The 26,480-nt window shown below is 33.5% G+C and carries 30 protein-coding genes; 29 read left to right on the forward strand and 1 reads right to left on the reverse strand.

The window, feature by feature from the left end; genetic code table 11:
* The first annotated feature begins 6 nt into the window (after positions 1-6).
* Positions 7-420: a DUF4430 domain-containing protein gene (locus ACFQ18_RS07810; RefSeq protein WP_052771695.1), complete on the forward strand. Its 414-nt coding sequence runs from the start codon at positions 7-9 to the stop codon at positions 418-420.
* Between the two features lie 143 nt (positions 421-563).
* On the opposite strand, the gene ACFQ18_RS07815 is transcribed toward ACFQ18_RS07810, so the two are convergent.
* On the reverse strand, positions 564-815 hold the full coding sequence (locus ACFQ18_RS07815) for a ferredoxin (protein WP_047184992.1): 252 nt from the start codon (positions 813-815) through the stop codon (positions 564-566).
* 226 nt (positions 816-1,041) lie between these two features.
* On the opposite strand from ACFQ18_RS07815, the gene ACFQ18_RS07820 reads away from it, so the two are divergent.
* From ACFQ18_RS07820 to ndk, 28 genes are all read left to right on the forward strand, one after another.
* Positions 1,042-2,103: a helix-turn-helix domain-containing protein gene (locus ACFQ18_RS07820; protein ID WP_047184993.1), complete on the forward strand. Its 1,062-nt coding sequence runs from the start codon at positions 1,042-1,044 to the stop codon at positions 2,101-2,103.
* Complete coding sequence (locus ACFQ18_RS07825; protein WP_047184994.1) at positions 2,104-3,633, forward strand: RecQ family ATP-dependent DNA helicase; 1,530 nt, start codon at positions 2,104-2,106, stop codon at positions 3,631-3,633.
* 57 nt (positions 3,634-3,690) lie between these two features.
* A complete protein-coding gene (locus ACFQ18_RS07830; RefSeq protein WP_047184995.1) occupies positions 3,691-3,945 on the forward strand; it encodes a hypothetical protein in 255 nt (84 codons plus the stop codon).
* A 288-nt stretch (positions 3,946-4,233) separates the two neighbouring features.
* Positions 4,234-4,812 carry a genetic competence negative regulator gene (locus ACFQ18_RS07835; protein WP_047184996.1) on the forward strand — a complete coding sequence of 193 codons (579 nt, stop codon included), beginning with the start codon at positions 4,234-4,236 and terminating at the stop codon, positions 4,810-4,812.
* A 38-nt stretch (positions 4,813-4,850) separates the two neighbouring features.
* The gene (locus ACFQ18_RS07840) at positions 4,851-5,774 is read left to right on the forward strand and encodes a D-alanine--D-alanine ligase (protein ID WP_047184997.1); all 924 of its coding nucleotides are present in this window, start codon (positions 4,851-4,853) and stop codon (positions 5,772-5,774) included.
* 273 nt (positions 5,775-6,047) lie between these two features.
* Complete coding sequence (locus ACFQ18_RS07845) at positions 6,048-7,325, forward strand: Glu/Leu/Phe/Val family dehydrogenase (RefSeq protein WP_047184998.1); 1,278 nt, start codon at positions 6,048-6,050, stop codon at positions 7,323-7,325.
* Positions 7,326-7,405: 80 nt separating this feature from the next.
* Positions 7,406-8,386 carry a YpdA family putative bacillithiol disulfide reductase gene (locus tag ACFQ18_RS07850; protein WP_084824059.1) on the forward strand — a complete coding sequence of 327 codons (981 nt, stop codon included), beginning with the start codon at positions 7,406-7,408 and terminating at the stop codon, positions 8,384-8,386.
* Between the two features lie 137 nt (positions 8,387-8,523).
* Positions 8,524-9,171, forward strand: coding sequence for a glutamic-type intramembrane protease PrsW (prsW, locus tag ACFQ18_RS07855; RefSeq protein WP_047185000.1), 648 nt, complete (start codon positions 8,524-8,526; stop codon positions 9,169-9,171).
* 150 nt (positions 9,172-9,321) lie between these two features.
* Positions 9,322-10,188: a spore cortex-lytic enzyme gene (gene sleB, locus ACFQ18_RS07860; RefSeq protein ID WP_047185001.1), complete on the forward strand. Its 867-nt coding sequence runs from the start codon at positions 9,322-9,324 to the stop codon at positions 10,186-10,188.
* A 14-nt stretch (positions 10,189-10,202) separates the two neighbouring features.
* Positions 10,203-11,546, forward strand: coding sequence for a germination protein YpeB (ypeB, locus tag ACFQ18_RS07865; RefSeq protein ID WP_047185002.1), 1,344 nt, complete (start codon positions 10,203-10,205; stop codon positions 11,544-11,546).
* Positions 11,547-11,901: 355 nt separating this feature from the next.
* A complete protein-coding gene (cmk, locus tag ACFQ18_RS07870; RefSeq protein ID WP_047185120.1) occupies positions 11,902-12,582 on the forward strand; it encodes a (d)CMP kinase in 681 nt (226 codons plus the stop codon).
* 21 nt (positions 12,583-12,603) lie between these two features.
* Entirely contained in the window at positions 12,604-13,206 is a 603-nt protein-coding gene (locus ACFQ18_RS07875) for a lysophospholipid acyltransferase family protein (protein WP_047185003.1), read from the forward strand.
* Between the two features lie 144 nt (positions 13,207-13,350).
* A complete protein-coding gene (rpsA, locus tag ACFQ18_RS07880) occupies positions 13,351-14,484 on the forward strand; it encodes a 30S ribosomal protein S1 (RefSeq protein WP_047185004.1) in 1,134 nt (377 codons plus the stop codon).
* A gap of 139 nt (positions 14,485-14,623) precedes the next feature.
* Positions 14,624-15,226 (forward strand): YphA family membrane protein, encoded by a 603-nt coding sequence (locus ACFQ18_RS07885; protein ID WP_047185005.1) that lies wholly within the window; start codon positions 14,624-14,626, stop codon positions 15,224-15,226.
* Positions 15,223-16,125 carry a YIEGIA family protein gene (locus ACFQ18_RS07890; protein ID WP_047185006.1) on the forward strand — a complete coding sequence of 301 codons (903 nt, stop codon included), beginning with the start codon at positions 15,223-15,225 and terminating at the stop codon, positions 16,123-16,125. The genes ACFQ18_RS07885 and ACFQ18_RS07890 overlap by 4 nt, the downstream gene beginning before the upstream one ends.
* Positions 16,115-16,300: a capping complex subunit for YIEGIA gene (locus ACFQ18_RS07895; RefSeq protein ID WP_047185007.1), complete on the forward strand. Its 186-nt coding sequence runs from the start codon at positions 16,115-16,117 to the stop codon at positions 16,298-16,300. Before ACFQ18_RS07890 ends, ACFQ18_RS07895 begins: the two co-directional genes overlap by 11 nt.
* Before the next feature lie 120 nt (positions 16,301-16,420).
* The gene (gene der, locus ACFQ18_RS07900; protein WP_047185008.1) at positions 16,421-17,731 is read left to right on the forward strand and encodes a ribosome biogenesis GTPase Der; all 1,311 of its coding nucleotides are present in this window, start codon (positions 16,421-16,423) and stop codon (positions 17,729-17,731) included.
* Positions 17,732-17,742: 11 nt separating this feature from the next.
* Positions 17,743-18,780 (forward strand): NAD(P)H-dependent glycerol-3-phosphate dehydrogenase, encoded by a 1,038-nt coding sequence (locus tag ACFQ18_RS07905; RefSeq protein ID WP_047185009.1) that lies wholly within the window; start codon positions 17,743-17,745, stop codon positions 18,778-18,780.
* A 60-nt stretch (positions 18,781-18,840) separates the two neighbouring features.
* A complete protein-coding gene (locus tag ACFQ18_RS07910) occupies positions 18,841-19,101 on the forward strand; it encodes a stage VI sporulation protein F (RefSeq protein WP_047185010.1) in 261 nt (86 codons plus the stop codon).
* A 296-nt stretch (positions 19,102-19,397) separates the two neighbouring features.
* Complete coding sequence (locus ACFQ18_RS07915; RefSeq protein WP_047185011.1) at positions 19,398-19,595, forward strand: DUF2768 domain-containing protein; 198 nt, start codon at positions 19,398-19,400, stop codon at positions 19,593-19,595.
* 23 nt (positions 19,596-19,618) lie between these two features.
* Positions 19,619-20,341 carry a hypothetical protein gene (locus ACFQ18_RS07920; protein ID WP_244986889.1) on the forward strand — a complete coding sequence of 241 codons (723 nt, stop codon included), beginning with the start codon at positions 19,619-19,621 and terminating at the stop codon, positions 20,339-20,341.
* Positions 20,342-20,525: 184 nt separating this feature from the next.
* Positions 20,526-22,004 (forward strand): stage IV sporulation protein A, encoded by a 1,479-nt coding sequence (spoIVA, locus tag ACFQ18_RS07925; protein ID WP_047185012.1) that lies wholly within the window; start codon positions 20,526-20,528, stop codon positions 22,002-22,004.
* Positions 22,005-22,366: 362 nt separating this feature from the next.
* Positions 22,367-22,639: an HU family DNA-binding protein gene (locus ACFQ18_RS07930; RefSeq protein WP_047185013.1), complete on the forward strand. Its 273-nt coding sequence runs from the start codon at positions 22,367-22,369 to the stop codon at positions 22,637-22,639.
* 202 nt (positions 22,640-22,841) lie between these two features.
* Positions 22,842-23,069, forward strand: coding sequence for a trp RNA-binding attenuation protein MtrB (gene mtrB, locus ACFQ18_RS07935; protein ID WP_047185014.1), 228 nt, complete (start codon positions 22,842-22,844; stop codon positions 23,067-23,069).
* 107 nt (positions 23,070-23,176) lie between these two features.
* Positions 23,177-23,974, forward strand: a complete 798-nt coding sequence (locus ACFQ18_RS07940; RefSeq protein ID WP_052771696.1) for a heptaprenyl diphosphate synthase component 1 — start codon at positions 23,177-23,179, stop codon at positions 23,972-23,974.
* 2 nt (positions 23,975-23,976) lie between these two features.
* The gene (gene menG, locus ACFQ18_RS07945; RefSeq protein WP_047185015.1) at positions 23,977-24,684 is read left to right on the forward strand and encodes a demethylmenaquinone methyltransferase; all 708 of its coding nucleotides are present in this window, start codon (positions 23,977-23,979) and stop codon (positions 24,682-24,684) included.
* A 45-nt stretch (positions 24,685-24,729) separates the two neighbouring features.
* Positions 24,730-25,701: a heptaprenyl diphosphate synthase component II gene (gene hepT, locus ACFQ18_RS07950; protein WP_047185016.1), complete on the forward strand. Its 972-nt coding sequence runs from the start codon at positions 24,730-24,732 to the stop codon at positions 25,699-25,701.
* A 310-nt stretch (positions 25,702-26,011) separates the two neighbouring features.
* Positions 26,012-26,458 carry a nucleoside-diphosphate kinase gene (gene ndk, locus ACFQ18_RS07955; protein ID WP_047185017.1) on the forward strand — a complete coding sequence of 149 codons (447 nt, stop codon included), beginning with the start codon at positions 26,012-26,014 and terminating at the stop codon, positions 26,456-26,458.
* The last annotated feature ends 22 nt before the right edge of the window (positions 26,459-26,480 follow it).

The raw sequence follows: 26,480 nt of genomic DNA on the forward strand, positions 1-26,480 counted from the left end.
ACAAAAGTGGGGAAACATACTCTCGTACTAGCTACCTTTTTTATTTTAATTATCTTTGCAGGATGTTCAGAGAATAATGAAAATAATGTGACAACCAAAACTTCAAATAGTACACATTCTGAAGAAGTCGCTGATGATTTAGTACGAATTACAATTTCTAAAAATAATGGGAAAGAACACATAACCGAAGAAGAAATTCCTATTAAAGGTGGCGAAAATTTACTTGAGTTGATGCAAAATAATTTTTTCACAGAGCAAGTAAACGGTCAAGTCACTTCCATCGAAAGACAAAAAGCAAATGAGGAAGAAAATTTGCTATGGGTTATTATGGTAAATAATGAACCACTTACTGTTCAGCCAGCAGAATATAACGTACAATCTGGCGATAAAATTATTTTTGATCTACATGAAGTGAAATAAATGTTTTAGAAAACTTGGCATTCGCTAGGCTTTAGCGAATGCCTTAGTTGCACTTATGCAAATCTTTATTACCTGAAAAAAATACCAACTTGATTTCAAGCTGGTATTTTCATTGGATTATCATATAATAAAGATGTATTTATTCATTCTCCATATTTTAATGGATTACCATCAAATGTTTTTTTAGATATTTTAATAGAATCTGTTGGACAACCTTCATATGCGTCTAACACATCGTCCACATATTGATTGGGAACACATTTTGTACCTTTATTGTCATCGATTATAACGTACGAAATACCCTCATCATCATAATCAAATACTTCTGGTGCTGCCGCTCCACATGCTCCGCAAGCGATACAAGTTTCTTGATGTACTATAGTAAATATCGACATTATAATCCTCCTAAAAAGCCAAACCAACTAATTTTATTGTAAAATTAAATAACATATTATTCAATCATACTTTTTATCCCACCTTAAGCCACTGGAGAAACAAAGAAGATAGGTGGGAGATTAACTGCCCATAAAGGTGCGATAAGTGCGACTAACTATCAGCGGGGGAAGGCCCCCTGATAGAAGTCTTCTTTATGAACATATTAAGGGAAAGGAGTTTCTCAGGTTGATATTTGAGCAGATAATACTACATTGTTTTCAAAACATCAAAGCCGAACGTAGCTCTTCTAGTATATATCACTTATTAAAAGGAAAAAGATCGATTCAAACAGTACAGGATGCGCATTTATATTCATTAGGTTCATATTATGGCGTCTATAAAAGTATTTCAAAAGGGTATTATGATAAGAAAATTCATGAATTAGTGAAAGATGATTTATTAGAAATGGTAGACGAACAGGAAGCATTATATCATATTTCTCATAAAGGTTTAGAATGGAAAAACAATCAAGCCTTTCCCTTGTCTTTTAAAGGATTATTATATTTTGATAAAGCAGATATTTTTATGGGACGACTATTGTTGCTCATCCAAACCTTAACGAATAGTAAGATGAATTTCTACTCCTTTATTCCGGTCGTGAATAATCCGGAAATAGAATTATGGGTAAAACATGCATACAGACGGGTGAAAGGTTCTGAATCAGTGATATTATACAAGATATACAGTGAATTAAAACTTTGTTTATCCCAACTTTTGGAAAAGGAAGCGAATATTTTTGTTGATCGACTGACAGGTTATCAGTCTTATGGGATGAGTTTATTTCAATTGTCAAAGGAATATAACATGACGGTGGATGATATACACCTAATCCTTATTAGTATTATTCATCGTATATTAGGTGATTTGGAAGTCGATTCTACGAAATTCCCAATTCTCTCAACTATGGTTGATAAGAAATCATCTTTATCCCAAATTACGAATTCGGCTAGTGAAACATATAAATATTTTTTAAAAGGTTTAACCATCGAGCAAATTGCAAATGTAAGACATTTAAAACTAAATACAATCCAAGATCATTTAGTAGAGATTGCTTTGTATGATCATCAGTTTTCAATTGATCGATATGTAAATAAAAATGAACAAAATGAAATCCTCTCTGCATTAAAAAAAGCGAATTCTCATCGCTTAAAAGATATTAAAAAATTAGTTGATGATCATATTAACTATTTTCAAATCCGGTTAGTTTTGGCTATACAGAACAAACATAATAGACAAGGAGGAAATTAATTGGAACTAGAATTGGAACGAGAATTACAAAAACATTTCCGCTTTTCTACTTTTCGAACTGGACAAAAGGAAATTATCCAAGATGTTCTTAACGGGAATGATGTGCTAGGAATTTTACCTACTGGTTCAGGAAAATCGATATGTTATCAGCTTCCAGCCATCATGATGGACGGATTAACGATTGTTGTTTCTCCTTTAATTTCTTTAATGATGGATCAGGTAAAAGAAATGAAAGCAAATCATTTCAAAAAAGTAATTGCAATCAATAGTTTCATGAATTTTGAAGAAAGAAGAGAAATTTATAGAAATATCCATACCTATAAACTTCTTTTTATTTCACCAGAACTTCTAAGTCAAGATTTTATAATCCATTTATTACAACGTGTAAAAGTTTCTCTCTTTGTGATTGATGAAGCCCATTGCATTTCACAGTGGGGGTATGAATTTAGACCTGATTATTTAAAGTTAAATTCCATTATTGAAAAATTAGGAAACCCACCCACGTTAGCATTAAGTGGTACAGCCACACCTGAGGTTCAAGCGGATATTATGACTTCTTTGAATAAGCCGGAAATGATAAAACATATATATCCTATGGACAAGCCCAATATTGCTTTTTGTATAGAAGAAGTGGAAAATGATCAAGAAAAAAATGACATGATTATCCAACTATTAAAAAAGTATAATATACCTACGTTAATATATTTTTCAAGTAGATTAACAGCAGAAAGTTTTACAAGATTCCTTTCTGAGAAGTTACAAGGCAGGCGGGTTGGCTTTTACCATGCCGGGATGGAACCAATGGATCGAGTTATGATCCAGCAACAATTTATGAATAATCAATTAGATATCGTTTGTTGTACAAGTGCTTTTGGCATGGGAATAAATAAAGGTAATATTAGACTAATCATTCATTACCATATACCGTTGCAACTCGAATCATTTATTCAGGAAGTTGGAAGAGCCGGGCGGGATGGAAAATCAAGTGTTAGCTTATTACTTTTTTCTAAAAGTGATATGTTACTACCTAATCATTTGATAAAAAGTGAATTACCCGATGCAAAAGATTTATCCAATGTATTCGGATATTTGCGTGATCTAACTTTACAAGATATGGATTTACCAAAAGATGATGTACAAATCCAAAACCTTTTCAACCTTAACGAAACTCAATGGAGATTTTTGCGATATCAGTTAGAGAAGCATCATTTGATCCATGACAACAAAATTATGGATTATAATAAAACTTGGGAAGACATTTATCAATCTATATTCCATGTTATAAACAGCCGTGTTAAACTAAAGATAAGTAAACTTACTGAAATCATAAAATGGATTCACGAAGATAGGTGTTTAAGAGATACTTTATATCAAGGTTTTCAACCGACACATAGTGGAGCCGAGTTTCAATGTTGCAGTAACTGCGGATTTACATGGTCAGAATGGACCCCAGAACAACAGGAAATCGAAAGTAATTTGGGGTTAAACTGGGAGAATAAACTAAAAAAACTTCTGTTACTAGATATATAGCGGAAAAAGTTAACCAATTTTCATTATGAATCGCTTTAATGGTGAGGTGTAGTGTACATGAGTGTGAAAATAAAAGAAGATCAAGCATCAGAGCTTAGAAATTTACTAGATGGTATAGAAAATGAAAAAGAATCAAAAGAAGAAGACCCTCAAAAAGCGAAAATAGATGTATTAAATTTACCGCCTAGAAAGGAAATACATACGAATAAAGGTAGAACCCATTTTAAATTTGATAAGCCATTTATTAGGTTTATTACTGTCATTATATTTGCGACCATTATAGTTGCTGTGTATTATTTTATCATAGGTTAACTAGCTGGCAGATTAGTCCATCTAAGATTTGGTGAAAGGGTAGTAAATCCCCACTGATGGAAGTCTTCTTTATTGCCTGGAATCGGAAGGAGCTCTAAAATGAGAAAGAAATCTTACTTGGAAAAAGTTCAATTATAAATCAATATGCATATAATAATGTAAATAATGGATTTATTAGAAAACTTGGTATTGCTATTAGGCTGGTGAATGGCCTTAGTTGCACCTATGCAGAATGGAAAGATTGGATTTTTATACTTTCTTATCTGCCTAAAAAAGGAGGATACTGGTATGCGGGTGGAACGTTTGTCTGATGATCAATTTTCTATATTCCTACATTTCGATGATCTAGTGGAACGAGGTTTTACGACAAAAGATTTATGGAAAGATGCATCAAGTGTCCGAAGTTTATTCAGTGATGTAATGTACGAGGCTAGTTCAGAGATTGGATTTGAATTAGAAGGAATGCTGCTTGTACAAGTTCATTTAATGCAAGCTCAAGGTATGCATGTTATCGTAACACAGGAAATAGAAGAGATGGATTGGGATGATGATTATATTGAAATGAAGGTTACTTTAGATGAAAGTAATGAAATTATATTTTCCTTTTCCGAATTTGAAGATATAATACGATCAGCTTCTTATTTATCCTTTAAATCTATTACTGGTGGCCAGGTTTATTATATGAACGATCGTTATTATATGCTCTTTACGGAAGATGATGTATCATTGGAGACAAGGGAAGATATCATTGCAATATTATCTGAGTATGCAGCTCCAAGTATTGTAACTTCCTATAGATTAAATGAATACGGTAAAAAAATATATAAAAATAATGCTGTTCAACAAATTTTAGATGTATTTTATTAATAATAGTTTGAAAGCGTGTAGTTAGAGGAGTGCGTAGTATGAAAATTGCTGTTCTTTACGGCGGGATTTCTGGGGAAAGGGAAGTTTCTCTCTCATCCGGGAAAGGGATTATCAATGCATTAAAAGCAAAAGGTCATGAAGTAATTGGAATTGATTTTGACCCGGAACATCTGGAGGAAATCATTCAATTAAAAGTTGACTTAGTCTTTATAGGTTTACATGGGAAACTTGGAGAAGACGGTAGAATTCAAAGTTTATTAGAAATGTTAAAAATTCCATACGTTGGTTCAGGAGTCTTAGCTTCGGCTCTAGCGATGGATAAAGCAAAAGCTAAACAGATTTTCGATATGAACCAAATTCCAGTTGCAAAAAGTGAAACATATACGTTATTAGATAAACAAGGTACGGATAGTATAGTTACTAATATCAAGGAGACCTTTCAGATACCATTTGTAATAAAACCAAATCAAGAAGGTTCAACCTTAGGATTATCCATCATCAATGATGAAAAGGAAATTTATGATGCTGTTAATAAGGCATTTAATAGTGATAATACCATTTTAGTAGAAGATTTCATTAAAGGAAAAGAATTAACAGTTCCCGTGATGGGTTCCCCAGGTAATGAAAAAGCACTTCCTATTATTGAAATTATTCCTAAAAATTCTTATTATGATTATGAATCGAAGTATGCACATGGTGGCAGTGAACATATTGTACCTGCAAAAATAGATGAACAATTAACGAAGCAAATTCAAGCATTTGCTGTCAGGGCTCATCAAGCACTAGGTTGTGAAACATATTCAAGAGTTGACTTTATTTTATCCGAAAAGAATGTACCAGTTATTTTAGAGGTAAATACATTACCTGGAATGACTCCAACAAGTCTTTTCCCTGATTCGGCAAAAGCGGTCGGTATATCGTATGAAGATATGGTTGAGCAATTTGTTAAGTTATCCATATAATTTTACTTTAATTGTATGTTCAAAAAGGAGGATGAAAAGGACTTCTACGTTGCCCATAGACGTGGGCGTCCCTTAGTAGAAGTCCCGCCATCGCTAACGAACTTCTTTAAAGGAAGGCAGACTAAAAGCACGCTTCCTCCTTTTAGTGGCATGTTATTTTTACCGGACTTTTTGAACAACTTCTTTAATTGCATATTTATGGTGAACGTGTATACTAGTCATTAAATAGAATGTTTGCAAATTACTATGGTGCATAATGTAGGAGGTAAATGCATGGTAGCCGAACAACCAGCAGACTCTAATTCAAATCAAGAAAACATGGATGTTTTATCGTCTACACGTACGGTGATCAAAACTGCATTAGAAAAATTAGGTTACCCGGAGGAAGTTTATTCGCTACTCAAAGAGCCATTAAGGATGATGACTGTTCGAATACCAGTTAGGATGGATGATGGAAATGTCAAAGTTTTTACTGGTTATCGGGCTCAACATAATGATGCTGTAGGACCAACAAAAGGTGGAATAAGGTTTCATCCAAAAGTAACGGAAAATGAAATTAAGGCACTTGCTATATGGATGAGTTTAAAAGCTGGAATTGTTGATCTTCCATATGGTGGGGCTAAAGGTGGAATTGTTTGTGATCCAAGAGAAATGTCTTTCCGCGAATTAGAAGGACTTAGTCGTGGATATGTACGAGCGGTTAGTCAAATTGTCGGACCTACGAAGGATATTCCTGCTCCGGATGTATTTACGAACTCACAAATTATGGCGTGGATGATGGATGAATATAGTCGTATTGATGAGTTTAATAGCCCTGGATTCATAACTGGAAAACCTATTGTTTTGGGTGGATCTCACGGAAGAGAGACGGCAACTGCAAAAGGAGTCACAATCGTTCTTAAGGAAGCAGCTAATAAAAAAGGGTTAAATGTTAAAGACGCTAGAGTAATTGTTCAGGGTTTTGGTAATGCAGGTAGTTATCTTTCTAAGTTTCTACATGACTCCGGGGCAAAAGTTGTTGGTATATCAGATGCCTATGGGGCGCTTTATGATCCAAAAGGTCTAGATATCGATTATTTGCTTGATAGACGAGATAGTTTTGGTACAGTTACAAAGTTATTTAATAATACGATTACAAACAAAGAATTATTAGAGCAAGAATGTGATATTCTAGTACCTGCAGCAGTTGAAAATCAAATTACAAAAGAAAATGCTAATAATATTAAAGCAAGTATTGTTGTAGAAGCAGCAAATGGACCAACAACAATGGAAGCGACAAAGATTTTAACGGACAGAGGAATTTTACTCGTGCCTGATGTGCTAGCATCGGCCGGCGGTGTCACCGTATCTTATTTTGAATGGGTTCAAAATAACCAAGGCTATTATTGGTCCGAACAAGAAATTGATCAAAAACTTAATGAAATTATGATAAAATCATTCAATACGATTTATAATACAGCTAAAACAAGAAGAGTAGATATGCGTTTATCAGCGTATATGGTCGGTGTTAGAAAAATGGCTGAAGCATCTAGATTTAGAGGCTGGGTATAATCCAAGAATAAAGACGAAAAAACTCTTATCATATATAATAGGGTAAGAGTTTTTTAATTTTTACAAAGGAAGTGAAGTAATTGCATCACGAGGAGGTCATTATAGTAGGTGGAGGACCCTGTGGTATGTCATGTGCGATTGAATTACAAAATGCGGGTATGAATCCACTTATTATCGAAAAAGAAAATATTGTAAATACAATTTATCAATTTCCAACTCACCAAACTTTCTTTAGTTCAAGTGAAAAGTTAGAAATTGGTGGCGTCCCATTTATTACAGAGAATAAAAAACCAGTTAGAAATCAAGCTCTAGCATACTATAGAGAAGTTGCGCTAAGAAAAAACTTGAGAATTCATTCATTTGAAAATGTCCAGAAAATCACACGAAATGGAAATCATTCGTTTGTAGTTGAAACGGAGACAATGGATGGAGAAGAAAGAATTTATAAAGCCAATCATGTAGTGGTTGCTACTGGGTATTATGATCAACCTAATTATATGCATGTTCCTGGGGAGAATCTCCCTAAAGTAATGCATTATTTTAAAGAAGCACATCCTTATTTTGATAAAGATATAGTTGTAATTGGTGGCAAAAACTCTGCCGTTGATGCCACGTTAGAGTTACATAAAGCTGGTGCAAGGGTAACGGTGATCTATCGAGGAAGTGAATATTCAACAAGTGTAAAACCATGGATTTTACCTGAATTTGACTCATTGGTACGTAATGGACATGTTAAGATGGTATTTAACTCTCAAGTAACGGAAATAACAAATGATGCAGTTTCCTATTCTGTGAATGGTCAAGAGCATACCATTAAAAATGATTTTGTTTTCGCTATGACAGGTTACCAACCTAATGTTTCTTTTCTAGAAAATATAGGAGTGCATGTAGACAAGAATACTGGAAAACCAGATTATAATGAAATAACCTATGAAACAAATGTGCCAGGGGTATATATTGCGGGAGTTGTAGCAAGTGGTTTTAACAACAATGAAATATTTATTGAAAATGGACGCTTTCATGGACAAGGTATTGCTGAATCCATCATTAATAAAAAATAGCAGGAATTTTTTCCTGCTATTTTTTATTGGTGCTGGGATCACAAATGATTACTTCGAACGATTTTTATATTTAGTATTTCCTTAAAAGAAGCCTCATGGTAGGATAATAGTAGTGAATCGAAAAGAGGTTTAGATAAATGGTTGGGTTATTATCGGCTGGTCTAGCTCCAGCCTTTGCGATAATGTCATTTATATATTTAAAAGATCGGTTTACTGAACCAATTTCACTAATTATTAAAATGTTTATTTCTGGGGCATTATTAGTTTTTCCGATTATGTTTATTCAATATGCATTAAATGCGGAAAATTTGACAAATAGTCACTTTATACAGTCTTTTTTCTTTGTTGCATTATTAGAGGAATTTTCCAAATGGTTCTTATTTATATATATGATTTATCATCATGAAGAATTCGACGACCATTATGATGGGATTGTATATGCAGTGGCTATCAGTTTGGGTTTTGCTTCATTAGAGAATATTCTTTATTTGCTAACGAATGGGATAGAATATGCCTTTTTGAGAGCCTTCTTCCCTGTGTCATCACATGCTCTTTTTGGCGTGATAATGGGTTACTATTTTGGTAAGGCAAAAGTAATAGATTGTCATACTAATTGGAACCGTATTTTTGCATTTCTATTTCCTTTTTTACTGCACGGTGTATACAATTACATCTTAATTGGTATATCAAGCCATTGGACTTATTATCTTATTCCGTTTATGATTATTCTTTGGTTAATTGCTTTACACCGCATCAAAGTAGCAAATCAAGTAACATTTCTATAAAAAACAACAAAAGGAGCCTGATGTTTTTATACATCAGGTTCTTTTTGTTGTTTAGGAAGTCATCATAATTAGAGAATTTACTATTGGTGTATAAAATAGAGGGTTTATCAAAAAATAGTTGTACAAAACTTCGTATCAGGAGGCAAAGCAATGATTTATAAGCGAACAAGTCTATTATTTATAGTTATATGCACCTTGTTTGTAGTAGTTGAAGCATCGAATGAATCAAAAACAGTACACGCGTTTAGTTCACAGGTTATACAACAAGGGGCTGTCGGTGATGATGTTATTGAATTACAAGCAAGATTACAATATATAGGGTTTTACAATGGCAAAATTGATGGGGTCTTTGGTTGGAGAACATACTGGGCATTAAGAAATTTCCAATATGAATTTGGTATGAAAATAGATGGCCTAGCCGGACAAACAACAAAAAATAAACTGGCGCAGGTTACGGAATATGATAAGGCATATGTCAAACAACAAATAGAGAGCGGAAATAAATTTACTCATTATGGTGGTACAGGCAAAAATAAACAATCAAGTCCACCAAAATCCAATAATCAGGGTGGGGCAAAGCAACAAGCACCGAGTAATAATCAACAAGGACAAACTACAGGTGGGGGGGCAAATGTGACTGCTGTAAATGTGCCCCAAGGATTTTCACAAAATGATATTCAATTAATGGCGAATGCGGTGTATGGAGAAGCGAGGGGAGAACCGTATGAAGGACAAGTGGCGGTGGCTTCCGTTATTTTAAATCGCTTGGATAGTCCAACTTTCCCTAATACAATAGCTGGCGTTATTTTTGAACCAAGAGCATTTACTGCAGTCGCAGATGGTCAAATATGGCTTACACCTAATGAAACAGCAAGGAAGGCAGTTTTGGATGCTATTAATGGATGGGATCCAACTGGTAATGCTATTTATTATTTTAATCCTGACACAGCTACATCAGCTTGGATTTGGTCTAGACCGCAAATTAAACAAATTGGAAAACATATATTCTGTAAATAGGATGGTGAATATTAATGAAAAGATGGATATTGATAGCCTTATTGGCCGTAGTTGTTTTAGGTACAGCTTTTTGGGGTTATCAGGAACACCAAGAGAAGAATGCTATTCTGATCCAAGCGGAAAATAACTATCAGAGGGCCTTCCATAATCTCGCTTACCATATTGATTTATTACATGATCAGATTGGTACAGCACTTGCGATGAATTCAGATAAGCGATTATCCCCACAAATGGTAGACATTTGGAGAATAACATCTGAAGCTTCCTCGGATGTGGGTCAACTCCCTTTAGCGCTATTACCTTTTAATAAAACAGAGGAATTCCTATCACAAGTAGGTGACTTTACTTATCAAACAGCAGTAAGAAACTTAGATGATTCTCCCTTAACAGATGAGGAAACAGAAAAGTTAAAACAGTTATATAACCAATCTGCAGAAATAGAACAGGAATTAAGAAAAGTTCAGCACATAGCATTAGAGGAAAACTTACGTTGGATGGACGTCCAAGTAGCGTTAGCAACCGAGGGAGACAAAGGGGATAATACCGTAATAGACGGCTTAAAAACGGTAGAAAAAAAAGTTGAAGGATTTTCAGAGGCAAATGCGGAGCCGTCTATTATGGGAACTTCAACAAAGGATCATGAGTATAAATATTTAGAAGGAAGTAAGAAAATAAGCGAGAATGAAGCGTTAAAAATTAGTAAGGATATTCTAAAAGTTAAAGATCCATCGAAAATTAACCTATCTGAAACTGGAAAAGGAGCAGATGTACCGGTATATACGGCTACTTATGTTAACGGAGACCAACGTGGTTTTGTAGACATTACTAAACAAGGCGGTAATCCAATCACCTTATTAAAAAATAGACCAGTTGATAAAAAGAAAATAAGTTTAAATGAGGGTATGGAAAATGCTACAAAGTATATGAAGCAATTAGGCTTTGAAGATATGGTTTTATTTCAAAGTAGTCAATATGATAATATAGGATCATTTACTTACTTATATAGTCAGGACGGTGTAAGAGTTTATTCTGATACTATTGAAGTTAAAGTAGCATTAGATAATGGTGAAATATTAGGATTAACTTCACAAAATTATATGAAAAACCATAGAGAGAGAAAAATACCTAAGCCGAAAATATCAAATACAGAAGCAAAAGAAATGGTGAATCCAAATGTAAATATACAAGAGGAATTTTTGGCTATTATCGACAATGATTTGGGAGAAGAAGTTTTAGCTTATGAATTTTTAGGTGTAAACGGTGATGATACGTATCGAATATTTATCAATGCTTTAGATGGAAAAGAAGAAAAAGTTGAAAAACTTGGTGGAAGTGAAATGAATTATGCTATAAATTGAAATCCACTCAGTGGGCTTACAGTCAGTTAAGACGTGATTAACTAAGGGATAGGTTTAAAACCTTTCCCTTTTTAATATCTACATAAAGATAGGCTCTTACATACTCCCTGAAGTAAAAGAAGCCAAAATACCAGCTTTAGTTGTACCATTTCCAGATAAAAAAGAAATGCAATAATATCTTTTAATAAATAGACCATTTTTTTCAATGTATGTTATTATTCTAGTTAGGAATGTTAATCATAAACTGCAAGTTCAACTTGCAATCAGTGGAAGGTGGAAGTCAATTCAACTACCACTGAATAAGTTTCAAATATTTACCAGGATGGAATGAGAGGAATGAATAAAAAATAACATGATTGAAAAAAGAATTGCTGTCGCAATAGATGGCCCCGCAGCTGCTGGGAAAAGTACAGTGGCAAAAATAGTTGCTGAAAAGCTATCCTATATCTATATTGATACTGGTGCCATGTATCGTGCATTAACTTTAAAAGCTTTAAAACAACAATTAGATTTAAAAAATGAATCAAAAATAGAAGAACTTTTATTACATACGATTATTGAATTAAACCAAAAAGAAAATAGACAAATCGTTCTACTTGATGGGGAGGATGTAACAGAAGAAATTCGCAACCAAGAAGTAACAAATTATGTTTCTTATATTGCTAAAATCCCCACGGTTCGCGAGCAAATGGTTCTTAGACAACAGAAACTTGCTGAAAATCGTGGTGTAGTGATGGATGGAAGAGATATAGGTACTCACGTCTTACCAGATGCAGAAGTAAAAATATTTTTAATTGCAAGCGTAGAAGAAAGAGCAATGCGCAGGTATGAAGAAAATAAACGTCGTGGAATTTTTACTGATTTGGAAGAACTTAAAGAAGATATTAAAAAACGCGATGAAATGGATATGAATCGTGAAGTATCTCCTTTAATTAAGGCAGATGATGCAGTGGAAGTTGATACGACTTCTTTAACAATCGATGAAGTTGTACAAGAAATATTAAATGTAGTTTCTAGCTATTTGAAAGAAGTTTAGTTTAGTAAAGGGAGAGAATATATGCTTTATACAATTGCTAAAAAAATAGTGGCAATGATCTTATTTCCTTTATACCGTATTAAAATTATTGGTAAAGAAAATATTCCATCAACAGGCCCCGTAATTATTTGCTCAAACCATATATCGAATTTAGATCCCCCAGTTGTCGGAATCACGTCTCCAAGAAAAATTCATTTTATGGCAAAAGGAGAATTATTTGAGAATTTCTTGTTTGGGAAATTGTTAACTGGTATTAATGCATTTCCTGTAAAACGTGGTTTAGCTGATAGAAATGCGTTAAGAAAAGGTCTAGAATTATTAAAAGATGGCAATTCAGTTGGATTATTTCCTGAGGGTACACGTAGTAAGACTGGAGAAATTGGCAAACCATTAGCCGGTGTAGGTTTCTTTGCTTTAAGATCTGACGCACAAGTTATACCATGTGCAATTATCGGCCCTTATAAGAAGTTTCAAAAATTAACAGTAATATACGGAGAACCTATGGATATGGAATATTATCGAACAAATAAAAAATCTGCAAAAGAAGTAGCAGAAGCGATTATGGATGAAATAAGAAAGTTAAAAGAAAATCATGAAAATCAAGTATCTTCACTTGACAAATAATTACAATTATTAGAAGTTATATAGAAAGAAAAGGTTTTAATTAGATTTATTAATAGGTGGGAGAGTATAAAAATCTTTTCCCGCCTGCATTAATGCAACTTAGGCAATTGCCAAGTTTTCTAATTGCAATAGGAGGTTATGGATATGGGTGAAGAAAATAAAGAATTACTAGAATTGCATGTAGATGACACCATTACAGGTAAGGTAGTTAGATTAGAAGAGAAACAAGTTCTTGTAGATATTGGTTACAAGACTGAAGGCATCCTTCCAATAAGTGAGTTATCTAATCTTCATGTAGAGTCAACTAATGATGTTGTTAAAGAAGGAGATGAGCTAACACTTAAAGTTAAAAAAGTGGAAGATGATGAGGTAATCCTATCTAAAAGAGCTGTAGACTCAGAGCTTGCTTGGAATGATTTAGTTGAGAAATACGAAAAAGGTGAAGTATTCGAAACAGAAGTAAAAGAGGTTGTAAAAGGCGGCCTAGTAGCAGATGTAGGAGTTCGTGGATTTATTCCCGCTTCACTTGTAGAAACTTTCTATGTTGACGATTTCACGGATTATAAAGGTAAAAAATTAACAGTAAAAATTGTAGATTTAGATAAAGAAAAGAGTCGTATTATTTTATCTCACCGAGCTGTTGTGGAAGCTGAAGAAAATGAGAAAAAGGTTGTATTACTTCAATCCCTTGAACCTGGACAAGTAGTAGAAGGAACGGTTCAAAGAATCACTAACTTTGGTGTTTTTGTTGATCTTGGCGGTATTGATGGATTAGTACACATTTCTCAGCTTGCTCATGAGCATGTTGAAAAAGCTTCTGACATTGTTTCGGAAGGAGATAAAATTAAAGTTGAAATTTTATCTATTGACCGTGATAACGAACGTATTTCACTTTCCCATAAAAATACATTACCTGGACCATGGACGAATATTGAAGAACGTATTTCAAGTGGAGACACTTTAGAAGGAACAGTAAAAAGGCTTGTAAACTTCGGAGCTTTTGTAGAAGTTTTACCAGGTGTAGAAGGTCTGGTTCATATTTCTCAAATTGCTAATCGTCACATTGGTACTCCCCAAGAGGTTCTAGAAGTTGGCCAAAAAGTTAACGTAAAAGTTCTTGACATTAATGAAAGTGAAAAACGTATTTCATTAAGTATTAAAGAACTTGAACAGGAGCAAGCAGAACAAGAGTACAAACAATATGAAAAAGAAGAAGAAGAATTCGGTATTCATCTCGGTGATTTAATTGGCGATAAACTGAATAAGTATAAGAAGTAAATGAAAAAGGCTTTTTCCACTAGGAAAAAGCCTTTTTCATTATTTTTATTTAGGGGGGACAGAAAAACAATTTTTGAAATTGTATAAATTTAACGTAATCCAGTAATAATGCGTAATAATAGGAGGTGAAAGGTAAAAAGTGGAAGAAGGTATTTTATTTTTTTGGGCTAGTTGGTTACTTTGGATCATTGTTACATTTCTTATGAAAAAATCATCCAGACGTACCATTTTAGCTTATTGGATTTTATTGACGATTATAAGTTCTTCTTTATATTTCTATATTGGTCCTTTTATGTTTTCGTTAGCTATTTTTACACTTTTTATTGGAAGTATTATATTAATGTCCAAACAAACAAAAACATTCTACCATTTACTTTCAGCATTTACAATAACCATCTGTTATTCCGCATTACTGCTTTGGGAAAAGATTTCACCAATTTGGGTTATTTTACCTAGAGAAATTCTAATTTCTATTATCATTAGTTGTTTTGTATATGTACTTTGTCATAACTTTGTAGGTCGGATAAGTATTTGCCTATTCGGAATGCTTACTGGAGAAATGATTTATAGTTTTATTTTATCCAGTTACGGGTTTCAGGAAGTAGTAGGAGAAAAGGCATTTTTAGATACTTTAATATGTACCCTTTTAATATTGTCTGTTTTAGACATACTACATAAAGGGAAAGTTAAAGTTACAACACTCATTACAAAATTATTAACAAAGTTAGAGGTGGCAAAATGAGCGAATTTACTTATCCTATACTATTTGGGATTTTAATAGGTACTTTACTAAGAATAATAATGCTAAGGACAGATTATAGACAATATCCAACCTATCTTCATGGTAAAACGATTCATATATCTTTAGGATTTATCGCAGCGGCATTGGGATCATTAATTATACCAGCTCTTCTATCAAAAGACTATACTGCGGTTACCATTTTAACTGTTGCGGCAACACAATTTAGAGAAGTACGTAACATGGAAAGAAATACATTAAATGAGGTAGACGAATTTGAATTAGTATCAAGAGGAAAGACGTATATTGAAGGAATTGCTATATCTTTTGAAAGTAGAAATTATCTTGTTATGATTACCTCATTTATAGCGACTTTTGTATATATATTGACAAATCTAATCATTGCTATAATAGCCGCTATCATATGCTACATTCTAGCCAAAATTTTAATGAGTGGAAGTGTCTTAAAAGAAGTTGTAGATATTGAATATAAGGATCTGCATTTTGATGGGGCCGGCTTATATGTAGATAATATTTATGTTATGAATATTGGTTTACCGGAAAGACAAGAAGAAATAATGAAATATGGCATGGGATTTGTGTTAACCCCTAAAAACATGAACACCATTACTACGATATCCAATTTAGGACAAAGACAAGCTATTTTACATGATGTGTCCATTGCTTTAGGTGTATTTCGTGATTCAGGAACGCCAGCACTTACACCAATCATTAAACGGGATTTAGATGATGGTAGATTGGGTGTCTTTCTACTACCTCAAGTTAGAGATGTTGATAAGGCCATCGAAATTATCGGAAAGGTCCCTGTTTTAGAAAATGCTATAAGAATGCCTTCTAATTCAAAAGCTCATAATAAGGAGGTTCCTGCAAATGATGATTGAAAAAGCAATATTAGCTATCATTACATTAGATCCATCTAAGGTATCTGGTGGGGCACCCATTTTTATATGTAAAACGAAAGATGAGTTAGAAAATGTTGCGGCCAATATTGAAGCAATTACAGATGGTATCGTTCACGGATTAAGTGATGAATTATATATTGTTGTTAAACATTAATTAACGATATTACCATATTATAATTGTTAATAAATTCTATTTTTGCTAGAATATATTAAGGCTTCGCAACAAGCGAGAGCCTTTTGTTTTAAGAATGTAAAAGAGAAAGGAACTCTTTTTATGAGGAAATCTGTAGTAGCAATAGTAGGAAGACCAAACGTTGGGAAATCAACTATTTTTAATAGACTGGTTGGAGAAAGAATTTCTATCGTAGAGGATACGCCCGGAGTTACAAGGGATCGAATATACTCTGAAGCAGAATGGCTAAACCAAAAATTCAATTTAATTGATACTGGTGGTATCGAAATTGGAGATGAACCATTACTGATACAGATGCGACAGCAGGCTGAAATAGCAATCGATGAAGCGGATGTTATTATTTTTATAGTGAATGGAAAAGAGGGGATAACTGCTGCTGATGAAGAAGTAGCAAAAATGCTGTTTAAATCTAATAAACCTATTGTGTTAGGTGTTAATAAAATGGATAATCCGGAAATGCGAGCAACGGTGTATGAATATTATTCACTTGGTTTTGGAGAACCATATCCGATTTCAGGTGCTCACGGGTTAGGTTTAGGAGATTTATTAGATGAAGTTGTTAGTCATTTTCCTAAAACGGAAGAGGATGAAAAAGAAGAAGATACGATTTACTTCAGTTTAATTGGAAGGCCAAATGTTGGTAAATCTTCTCTTGTTAATGCCATTTTAAATGAAAATCGAGTGATCGTTAGTGATATAGAAGGTACGACCAGGGATGCAATAGATACACATCTACAAAGAGATGGTCAAAACTATGTTATAACGGATACAGCTGGGATGAGAAAACGTGGTAAAGTATATGAATCCACTGAAAAATATAGCGTATTAAGAGCTTTGAAAGCGATAGATCGCTCAGATGTCGTTTTAGTATTAATTGACGCGGAGACAGGAATAAGGGAGCAAGATAAAAAGATTGCTGGTTATGCCCATGAAGCTGGCAGAGCAATTGTAATTGTCGTAAACAAATGGGATACGATTGAATCTAATGAAAAGGCAATGAAAGAATTTGAAATAAAAATAAGGGCACATTTTCAATTCTTGGATTATGCCCCAATCGTCTTTTTATCTGCAAAAACAAAAAAACGATTGCACACGTTAATGCCAATGATTCAATTAGTAAGTGAAAACCATTCCAAACGTATTCCAACAAACGTATTAAATGATGTTATTATGGATGCATTAGCTATGAATCCTACTCCGACAGTTAAAGGAAGAAGGTTAAAAGTTTTATATGCTACTCAAGTAGCTGTTAAACCGCCAAGTTTTGTTATATTTGTAAACGATCCTGAATTAATGCACTTTTCATATAAAAGATTTTTGGAAAATAAAATTAGGGATGCATTTGGATTTGAAGGCACTCCTATAAAGATTTTTGCGCGTAGACGTGGTTAGGGGGAAGACAATTGGATAAAATTGCAGTTCTAGGTGCTGGAAGTTGGGGTACAGCTTTAAGCATTGTACTATCAGATAATAATTATCATGTAAATTTATGGACTTATAAAAAAGAACAAATGGAAGAAATTAATAAGCATCATAAAAATGAACGTTATCTTCATGTACCCCTTCCAGAAAATATTGTTGCGTTTTCAAGTATAGAAAAGGCTGTCGAGGATGTAAAGGCAATAGTAATGGTTGTTCCAACAAAAGCGATAAGAGAAGTTTCGAAAGAGCTTAATAAAATTCTCAATCGACCAGTGCCAATTATTCATGCTTCTAAAGGGATTGAACCAGGTAGTCTAAAAAGAGTATCACAGATGATTGATGAAGAGTTAGAACATTATAACTACGACGATATCGTGGTATTATCCGGTCCGAGCCATGCGGAAGACGTGGCTTTAAGACATCCTACAACTGTAACCGTAGCATCCTTGAACGAAGAATATGCAAAAATTGCGCAAGATATTTTTACCAATGATGCTTTCAGAGTTTACACAAGTACAGATGTTTTAGGTGTTGAACTAGGGGGATCATTGAAAAATATTATTGCATTAGGTGCAGGAATTTCAGATGGGTTAGGTTATGGTGACAATGCTAAAGCTGCCTTAATTACAAGAGGTTTAGCTGAAATAGCAAGACTGGGAACAAAACTAGGTGCAAATCCATTAAGTTTTCTAGGACTTTCTGGTGTAGGAGATTTAATTGTAACGTGTACAAGCGTACATAGTAGGAATTGGCGTGCAGGTAATTTATTAGGGAAGGGACAACCTTTAAATGACGTCCTCGAGCAAATGGGTATGGTTGTAGAAGGTGTTAGAACAGTAAAGGCTGCGTATCGATTTGCTAAGGAAGAGAATGTTGAAATGCCGATTACAACAGGAATATATGATGTTCTCTATAATCATAAAGAACCTAAAGAAATAGTGGAGCAATTAATGACTCGTTCTAAACGAGAAGAAATGGATGATATTGCTCATTTATTATACGAACGTTATTCAAAATAACACGTAATGAAACTCCTTGCATATACTATTTTGAACTAAAAATGCAAGGAGGAAGGAATTGTGAATAATTTCCAAAAAGGAATGTTTGACAAAATACAGCAAAACTCAAATATAAATCCACAAGATATTTTAAAGGTAGCAGACTCTGTAAAAAATGCAAATTTTCAAGACGAGAAAACGGTACGTAATCTGGTACGTCATCTAGCGAAAATGGCTAATAAACCATTATCAAAGGAGAAAGAAGACCATATTGTTCAAGCTATCACTAACAATAAAATACCCAAAGACGCACAATCTTTAAATAATTTATTTAAAAAGTAACAATACTGGGCAAGTGAGGATACATTAATTCGTTTACATGCATAAAATAAACCGCACAAGCATTCAAAGATAGAGCTTGCATGGAATTTATTTAGTCAACACCGAGGTGAAGAAAGCCCCCTTCATCTCGGTTTTTATTGTTTTTTTTTCATAAAGAATGAACATTCTATAGGAGAAAGTGGAAGTAAATGCCCACTGAATAAGTTTCGCTTCGTTAAAATTGCTTTTTTAATACTTAGAACTTGAACACGTATGGTATAATACGATTTGCATATAAATTTTTGGGAGTGAAAAAATTGTCGATTTCGATGCTTAAAATGTATATATCCTTTGTTGGGATGCTTTTATTATTTTTGGCTATGGGACTTATTTTTCTTAGCCGATACAAATTAAAAGGTTGGATAGCTAGAATCGTATCATTATTTGCTTATATCAGTTTAATTTTAGGCGCCTTTATTATCATTTATATTGTTTTAAGTGGTCCGACCGCATAGTCGTGGAGAAGGAGGAGGTATAATTGAAATACACCTTTAAACTAATGTTTGTTTTGTTAATTTCTATTTCTATTTTAAGTGGCTGTCTCTATCCGGAAAGTGAAAAGTCTAAAAATCAGGAAGCCTATGAGGATCAATTGGAACGTATCCAACAAGCAGTAGATGATTACCGTGAAGCAACGGATGGTTTAGTACCAATACGAACAAAAGAAAGCGATACCCCGATTTTCCAAAAATACTTGATTGATTTTAATCTATTAAAAGAAAGAGGTTTTATTTCAGAAATTCCTGGTAATGCATTTGAAAATGGCGGGAAATATCAATATGCCCTGATTACACCGGATGATCAACCAAGGGTGAAATTAATTGATCTAACAATGACAGAAACAATCCGTTCCATCAATATCCGAATCAATACATATCGTGATGAACATCTTTATCCTCCATTTGGGGAAGTAATAGCTGGTGATGTTTATTCTATAGATTATAAAAAAATTGGCCTAGAATCCACACCAACTGTGGAAAGTCCATATTCAAAGGAACAACTACCAATTGTAATGGATGTAAATGGAAAGTTATATGTGGATTATCGTATAGATTTAAATCATGCATTACAAAAGTACGAGCATAATTATAAAGAAGGGGACGATATCCGTTATATATTAGCGGAAAATACACCATTTCTCCCAGCGTATTCATTACCGTATACTATTAAAAATGATGAACCCGTATTTTTAATTAATTAATATTTAACATATTTTTTCCCTTGTAACATATATTGTTGCAAGGGTTTATTTGTTTTTAATATATTATTTTTTCTCCTTTATTAATAAGTTAAGTCATATTTTGATAGGACAACATCATAGACTTTTAATGTCATTATTCGTAGTTTATCTGAAATTCAAGGATACAAGATCGGGAGGGGATCTTTTGGAAAAGATTGATATTTTTAAAGATATTTCAAAACGGACAAATGGGGATATTTATTTAGGTATAGTTGGGGCAGTTCGAACTGGTAAATCAACTTTTATAAAGCGATTTATGGAATTAGTTGTTTTACCGAATATTGAGGATGAAGGAGAGAGAGAAAGAGCACACGACGAATTACCACAAAGTGCTGCAGGGAAAACTATTATGACGACAGAGCCAAAATTCATTCCAAATCAGGCGGTTTCAGTCAATGTGGATGAAGGATTGGACGTAAATATTCGTTTGGTAGACTGTGTTGGATATGCGGTGGAAAGTGCCAAAGGATTTGAGGATGAAGATGGTCCTAGAATGATCAACACACCATGGTATGAAGAGCCAATTCCTTTTCATGATGCTGCAGAAATTGGAACACGTAAAGTAATTCAAGAACATTCTACGATTGGTGTAGTTGTAACGACAGATGGAACGATTGGTGAAATTCCACGTGCTGATTATATAGATGCCGAAGCTAGAATCGTAGAAGAATTGAAAGAAGTGGGTAAACCATTTATTTTAGTTATTAACTCTGCAAGACCATCTAGCCAAGAAACGGAACTTCTTCGTAATCAACTAACAGAGGAATATGATATCCCTGTTTTAGCTATAAACGTGGAATCCATGTCCGAACATGATGTAAATAGTATATTGCGTGAAGCATTGTTTGAGTTTCCTGTATTAGAGGTAAACGTAAACTTACCTAGTTGGGTAATGGTTCTTAAAGAAAATCATTGGCTAAGAGAAAATTATCAAGAAGCAATTCAAAATACAGTAAAAGATATTAAGAGATTAAGAGATGTGGATTTCATCGTTGGAAACTTTGATGAGTATGATTATATTGAAAAAGCTAGTTTAGCTGGTATGGAAATGGGAGAAGGGGTAGCTGAAATTGATCTTCATGCTCCAGATCACTTATATGATGAAGTGCTGAAAGAAATTGTAGGGGAAGAGATTAGAGGAAAAGATCATTTATTAGAATTAATGCAGGATTTTGCACATGCGAAAAGGGAATATGATCAAGTAGCAGGTGCTTTACAAATGGTAAAACAAACAGGCTATGGAATTGCTGCACCAAGTTTGGAAGATATGATATTAGATGAACCTGAAATCATAAGGCAAGGGTCAAGATTTGGTGTTAGATTAAAGGCAGTAGCACCATCTATCCATATGATTAAAGTGGAAGTGGAATCAGAATTTGCCCCAATTATTGGAACAGAGAAACAGAGCGAGGAACTGGTTAGGTATTTAATGCAAGACTTTGAAGAAGATCCATTATCGATCTGGGAGTCTGATATTTTTGGAAGATCACTAAGTTCCATAGTAAGGGAAGGAATACAAGGAAAGATCTCATTAATGCCAGAAAATGCAAGGTATAAATTAAAAGATACATTGGAAAGAATTATTAACGAAGGAACAGGTAGTTTAATAGCGATTATTTTATAGCAGCTTTATTAAAAGCTGCTTTTTACTTTTTAAAAATTTTTCAAAAATTTAAAAGGAATTCCTATATAGATGTCGTATTTGTATCATTAGTAAGATTTGCTTATAATAATACTTGAGATGATCAATAGGTTTAAATTCAAAATGGTTAGTTCTTTCATTGAAAAAAGGATTCCTGATAAAAAATATTTAAGGAAATAGGCACTAATTGTTGAATTTTATGGTAATCTCAGTTATTATAAGCCTTGTCATCAATTCTCTTTGATGATCAGACGTATAAAAATGGACAAAATAGTGAACAAATGATTTTAAATAGTTATTTTGTTCTGATTTTATTTGTAAGTTTTTGGGAGGAGGTGAATGTCATGAATAAAACAGACTTAATTAATGCAGTTGCTGAAAAAAGCGAGCTTTCTAAAAAAGATGCAACTAAAGCTGTAGATGCGGTTTTTGAAGCGGTCATGGATTCACTTAAAAATGGTGAAAAAGTTCAATTAATTGGATTTGGAAATTTTGAAGTACGTGAACGTTCTGCACGTAAAGGTCGTAATCCACAAACTGGTGAAGAAATCGAAATCCCTGCAAGCAAGGTTCCGGCATTTAAACCAGGTAAAGCCCTAAAAGATGTAGTTAAATAAATACATACGGGCAAGATAAAAAGGATACGTTATTTAACGTATCCTTTTTCTTTGAGTAAGAAAGTATAAAAGTATAAAACCTTCTTACTGTACCTATGGAATCTTGCAAGTTTGGTAACCTATTACATAATAAGTTTTTGTTATAATTAAGGATGGTTTCAATATAAAATGGTAGAATAAATAAAGATTTAGGAGGATTCCTATGGATAATAATACGAAATATAATTCCGACTTTTTTGTCATAAAAGCATTGGAAGATGGCGTGAATGTAATTGGATTAACTAGAGGAACAGATACTCGCTTTCACCATTCCGAAAAACTAGATAAAGGTGAAGTGATGATTGCTCAGTTTACGGAACATACATCAGCTGTAAAAGTTAGAGGTAAAGCGCTAATCCAAACTAGTAATGGTGAAATGGAATCTGAATAAGTTTGTCAATTTACATTATAGAAAAACAACCATTTGGTTCATATAAGAATTATGCTATAATGACTAGAGCAGTTAAAGAGTGGCTAGAAAGGCTTTAGGTGATTTTTTTGACTACATCTGGCATAGATATTGAATTTATAAAGAAACAATTAAAAGATAAATTAAATCATTCATACATAAAACAGATAATAGGGAACCCCACTATTGATGAAGATAAATTGATGTTTATCTCAACACTTATCAATAGGCAATCAACCCTATCCTTTATCGAAAAGACACAATTCATTATAACTACTATGTTAGTTCAGATTGCGTTAGATACCCATGAACATGTTCCAGTAGCTTTTTATCATGATATGAACCAAGAAGAAAAAGAGGCTAATCAATTACGTGTCCTAGCTGGTGATTTTTATAGTGGTCAGTATTATTATTTACTTGCACAAATAGACCAGTTTGATTTTATTCAGACCTTATCTATTGCCATTAAAGAAATCAATGAGAACAAGATGAACCTATATTATCTAGATGATAACCTTTTAGAAAAAAGTGTTTCGATTATAAAAAAAATAGATACTCTACTGCTTTCTTACGTTGCTAAGTATTTTAATGACTCATCTTTAAATGATTTAGCTAATGAATGGTTACTAATTAAAAGATTAATTCATGAAAGAAATATGTTTAATAATAATGAACATTCTGTCTTTATCAGCAAATTTGTAGATAGTAATCCTTCATTCCTCCATCAACTGAAATTATTGATTGAGGAAAAAATCTTAACTCTTAAGCAGCAGTTATCAGTGGACTTCAGAGATAATCTTCATGATAAGGAAATAGTGACTTATATAGATAAACAAATAAACTCAAAGTTGTTAAACTATAAAACCTCCATTGTGGAAGAGGGATAAATATGGAAGAACAATCTAAAGAAGAACGTGTTCATCACGTATTTGAAAAAATTTATAAAAATTATGACTCGATGAACTCGATTATTTCTTTTCAACGTCATAAAGCATGGAGAAAAGATGTTATGAAAAGAATGAAGGTTAAAAATAAATCCAGTGCTTTAGATGTTTGTTGCGGTACTGGAGATTGGTCTATTTCTTTAGCTAAGGCAGTTGGCAAGAATGGATCTGTTGTTGGTTTGGATTTCAGTAAAAATATGTTATCTATTGCGGAAAAGAAAAAAGAAGAGAAAAATTTGAAACATCTTAAGCTAATACATGGGAACGCGATGGAGTTGCCTTTTGAAGATAATTCATTTGATTATGTAACAATTGGGTTTGGTCTTAGAAACGTTCCTGATTATATGACGGTTTTAAAAGAAATGTATCGTGTAGTTAAACCCGGTGGAAAAGTGGTATGCTTAGAGACGTCACAACCTACCACAATCGGTATTAAACAATTATACTTTTTCTATTTTCGTTTTATTATGCCTTTGTTTGGTAGACTTTTTGCCAAAAGCTACGATGAATACGCTTGGTTAAATGAATCAACAAGGTCTTTTCCAAATAAAGAAAAATTAAAACAAATGTTTAAAGAAGCTGGATTCTCCAAAGTAAAGGTAAAAAGTTATACGTTTGGAGTCGCCGCGATGCATATGGGGTTTAAAAAATAGAAACAATCTGTACACATTAGATGTGTAATTATAAAGGTGAAGCACATGAAACTTCCAAAAACATATGGATATTTAAAAAAAGATTTAGATTTTATTGAAACATCTTTACACCAAACAATTCAAGCTAATCATCCAATTTTACGTAATGCTTCAACGGAATTATTAAATGCTGGAGGAAAAAGGATTCGTCCAGTGTTTGTACTTTTATCGGGGCAATTAGGTGAATTTGATATTGAAAAAATAAAAAAAGTTGCGGTTTCATTAGAATTAATACATATGGCAACCCTAGTTCATGATGATGTGATTGATGAAGCGGAATTAAGACGTGGGAAACCAACCATAAAAAAAAGATTTGGAAATCGAGTTGCTATGTATACTGGGGATTATATATTAGCAAGGGCATTAGAGGAAATTACTTCCCTTAAAAATCCTAATGTTCATCGTATTTTATCTAAGACAATTGTTGAAGTATGCATTGGTGAAATTGAACAAATGAAAGATCGATTCAACTGGAACCAAGATTTGAAAAATTATCTAAGAAGAATCAAAAGAAAAACTGCTTTATTAATAGCAACTAGTTGTCAACTAGGTGGAGTTGTTTCGGGACTATCAGACAAAGAATCCAGGAAAATGTTTCAATATGGATATTACATTGGAATGTCGTATCAAATTATTGATGATATATTAGATTTCACCTCTACCTCGAAGGTTCTCGGGAAACCTGCAGGTAATGATTTATTGCAAGGAAACATTACACTGCCAATTCTATATGGTATGCAAAATGAAGATTTTAATAGGTTATTGAAACGTACTTTCCATAATCCGGAAAATGTCTCCAAAAAAGAAATGAATGAAATCATTAATAAATTACAATCCGTTGGCGCCATTGAAAAATCCTATGAATTAAGTGAACTTTACTTAAAAAAGGCACTTCATACATTGAAAAGTCTACCAGATAAAAAGGCTAGAAAAACTTTAGAAGATATAGCAAAATATATCGGTAAGAGACGCTCATAAAGAAGACTTCCATCAGTGGGGGTTTTCCTTCATTTCTATTGATGGTTAGTCGCACTTATCGGACCTTTACGGACAGTTGATCTCCCACCTACCTTCTTTGTCACCCCAAAAGTTTGAGGTGGGAGTCTTACTGCCCGTTTAGGTGGGATAAAATATGTTGTTATTTTCTAATAAATTTGATAAGATTTACTAGGCAGGTAGGAAAGTGAAAAATCTTTCCCGTCTGTATAAGTGCAACTAAGGCATTCGCCTTAGCGAATGCCAAGTTTTTTTATCAAGTCTAGTATAATACATATAGGGGTGTAGATTTATGGAGAAAACTTTTTTAATGGTTAAGCCAGATGGGGTACAGAGAAACTTAATTGGAGAGATTGTAAGCCGTTTCGAATCAAAGGGTTATAAACTTGCGGGTGCTAAATTGATGTCTATTTCTCAAGAACTAGCTGAACAGCATTATGGAGAGCATAAAGAAAAGCCCTTCTTTGGAGAGTTGGTAGAATTCATCATTTCCGGACCGGTGTTCGCAATGGTTTGGGAAGGTGAAAATGTAATAAGTACGGCTCGAAATATGATGGGGAAAACAAATCCTTCTGAAGCTTCTCCTGGAACAGTAAGAGGAGATTATGGATTAACTGTTGGGAAAAATGTGATACACGGTTCTGACTCACCAGAAAGTGCAGAACGTGAAATCAACCTATTTTTCAACCAAGATGAAATACTATCTTATGAGAAACAAGATAGTTCTTGGATATATTAGTTTAGTATACCTCCGTTTGATG

This window comes from Oceanobacillus caeni (assembly GCF_042678465.1).
GTDB classification, from domain to species: domain Bacteria; phylum Bacillota; class Bacilli; order Bacillales; family Amphibacillaceae; genus Oceanobacillus; species Oceanobacillus caeni.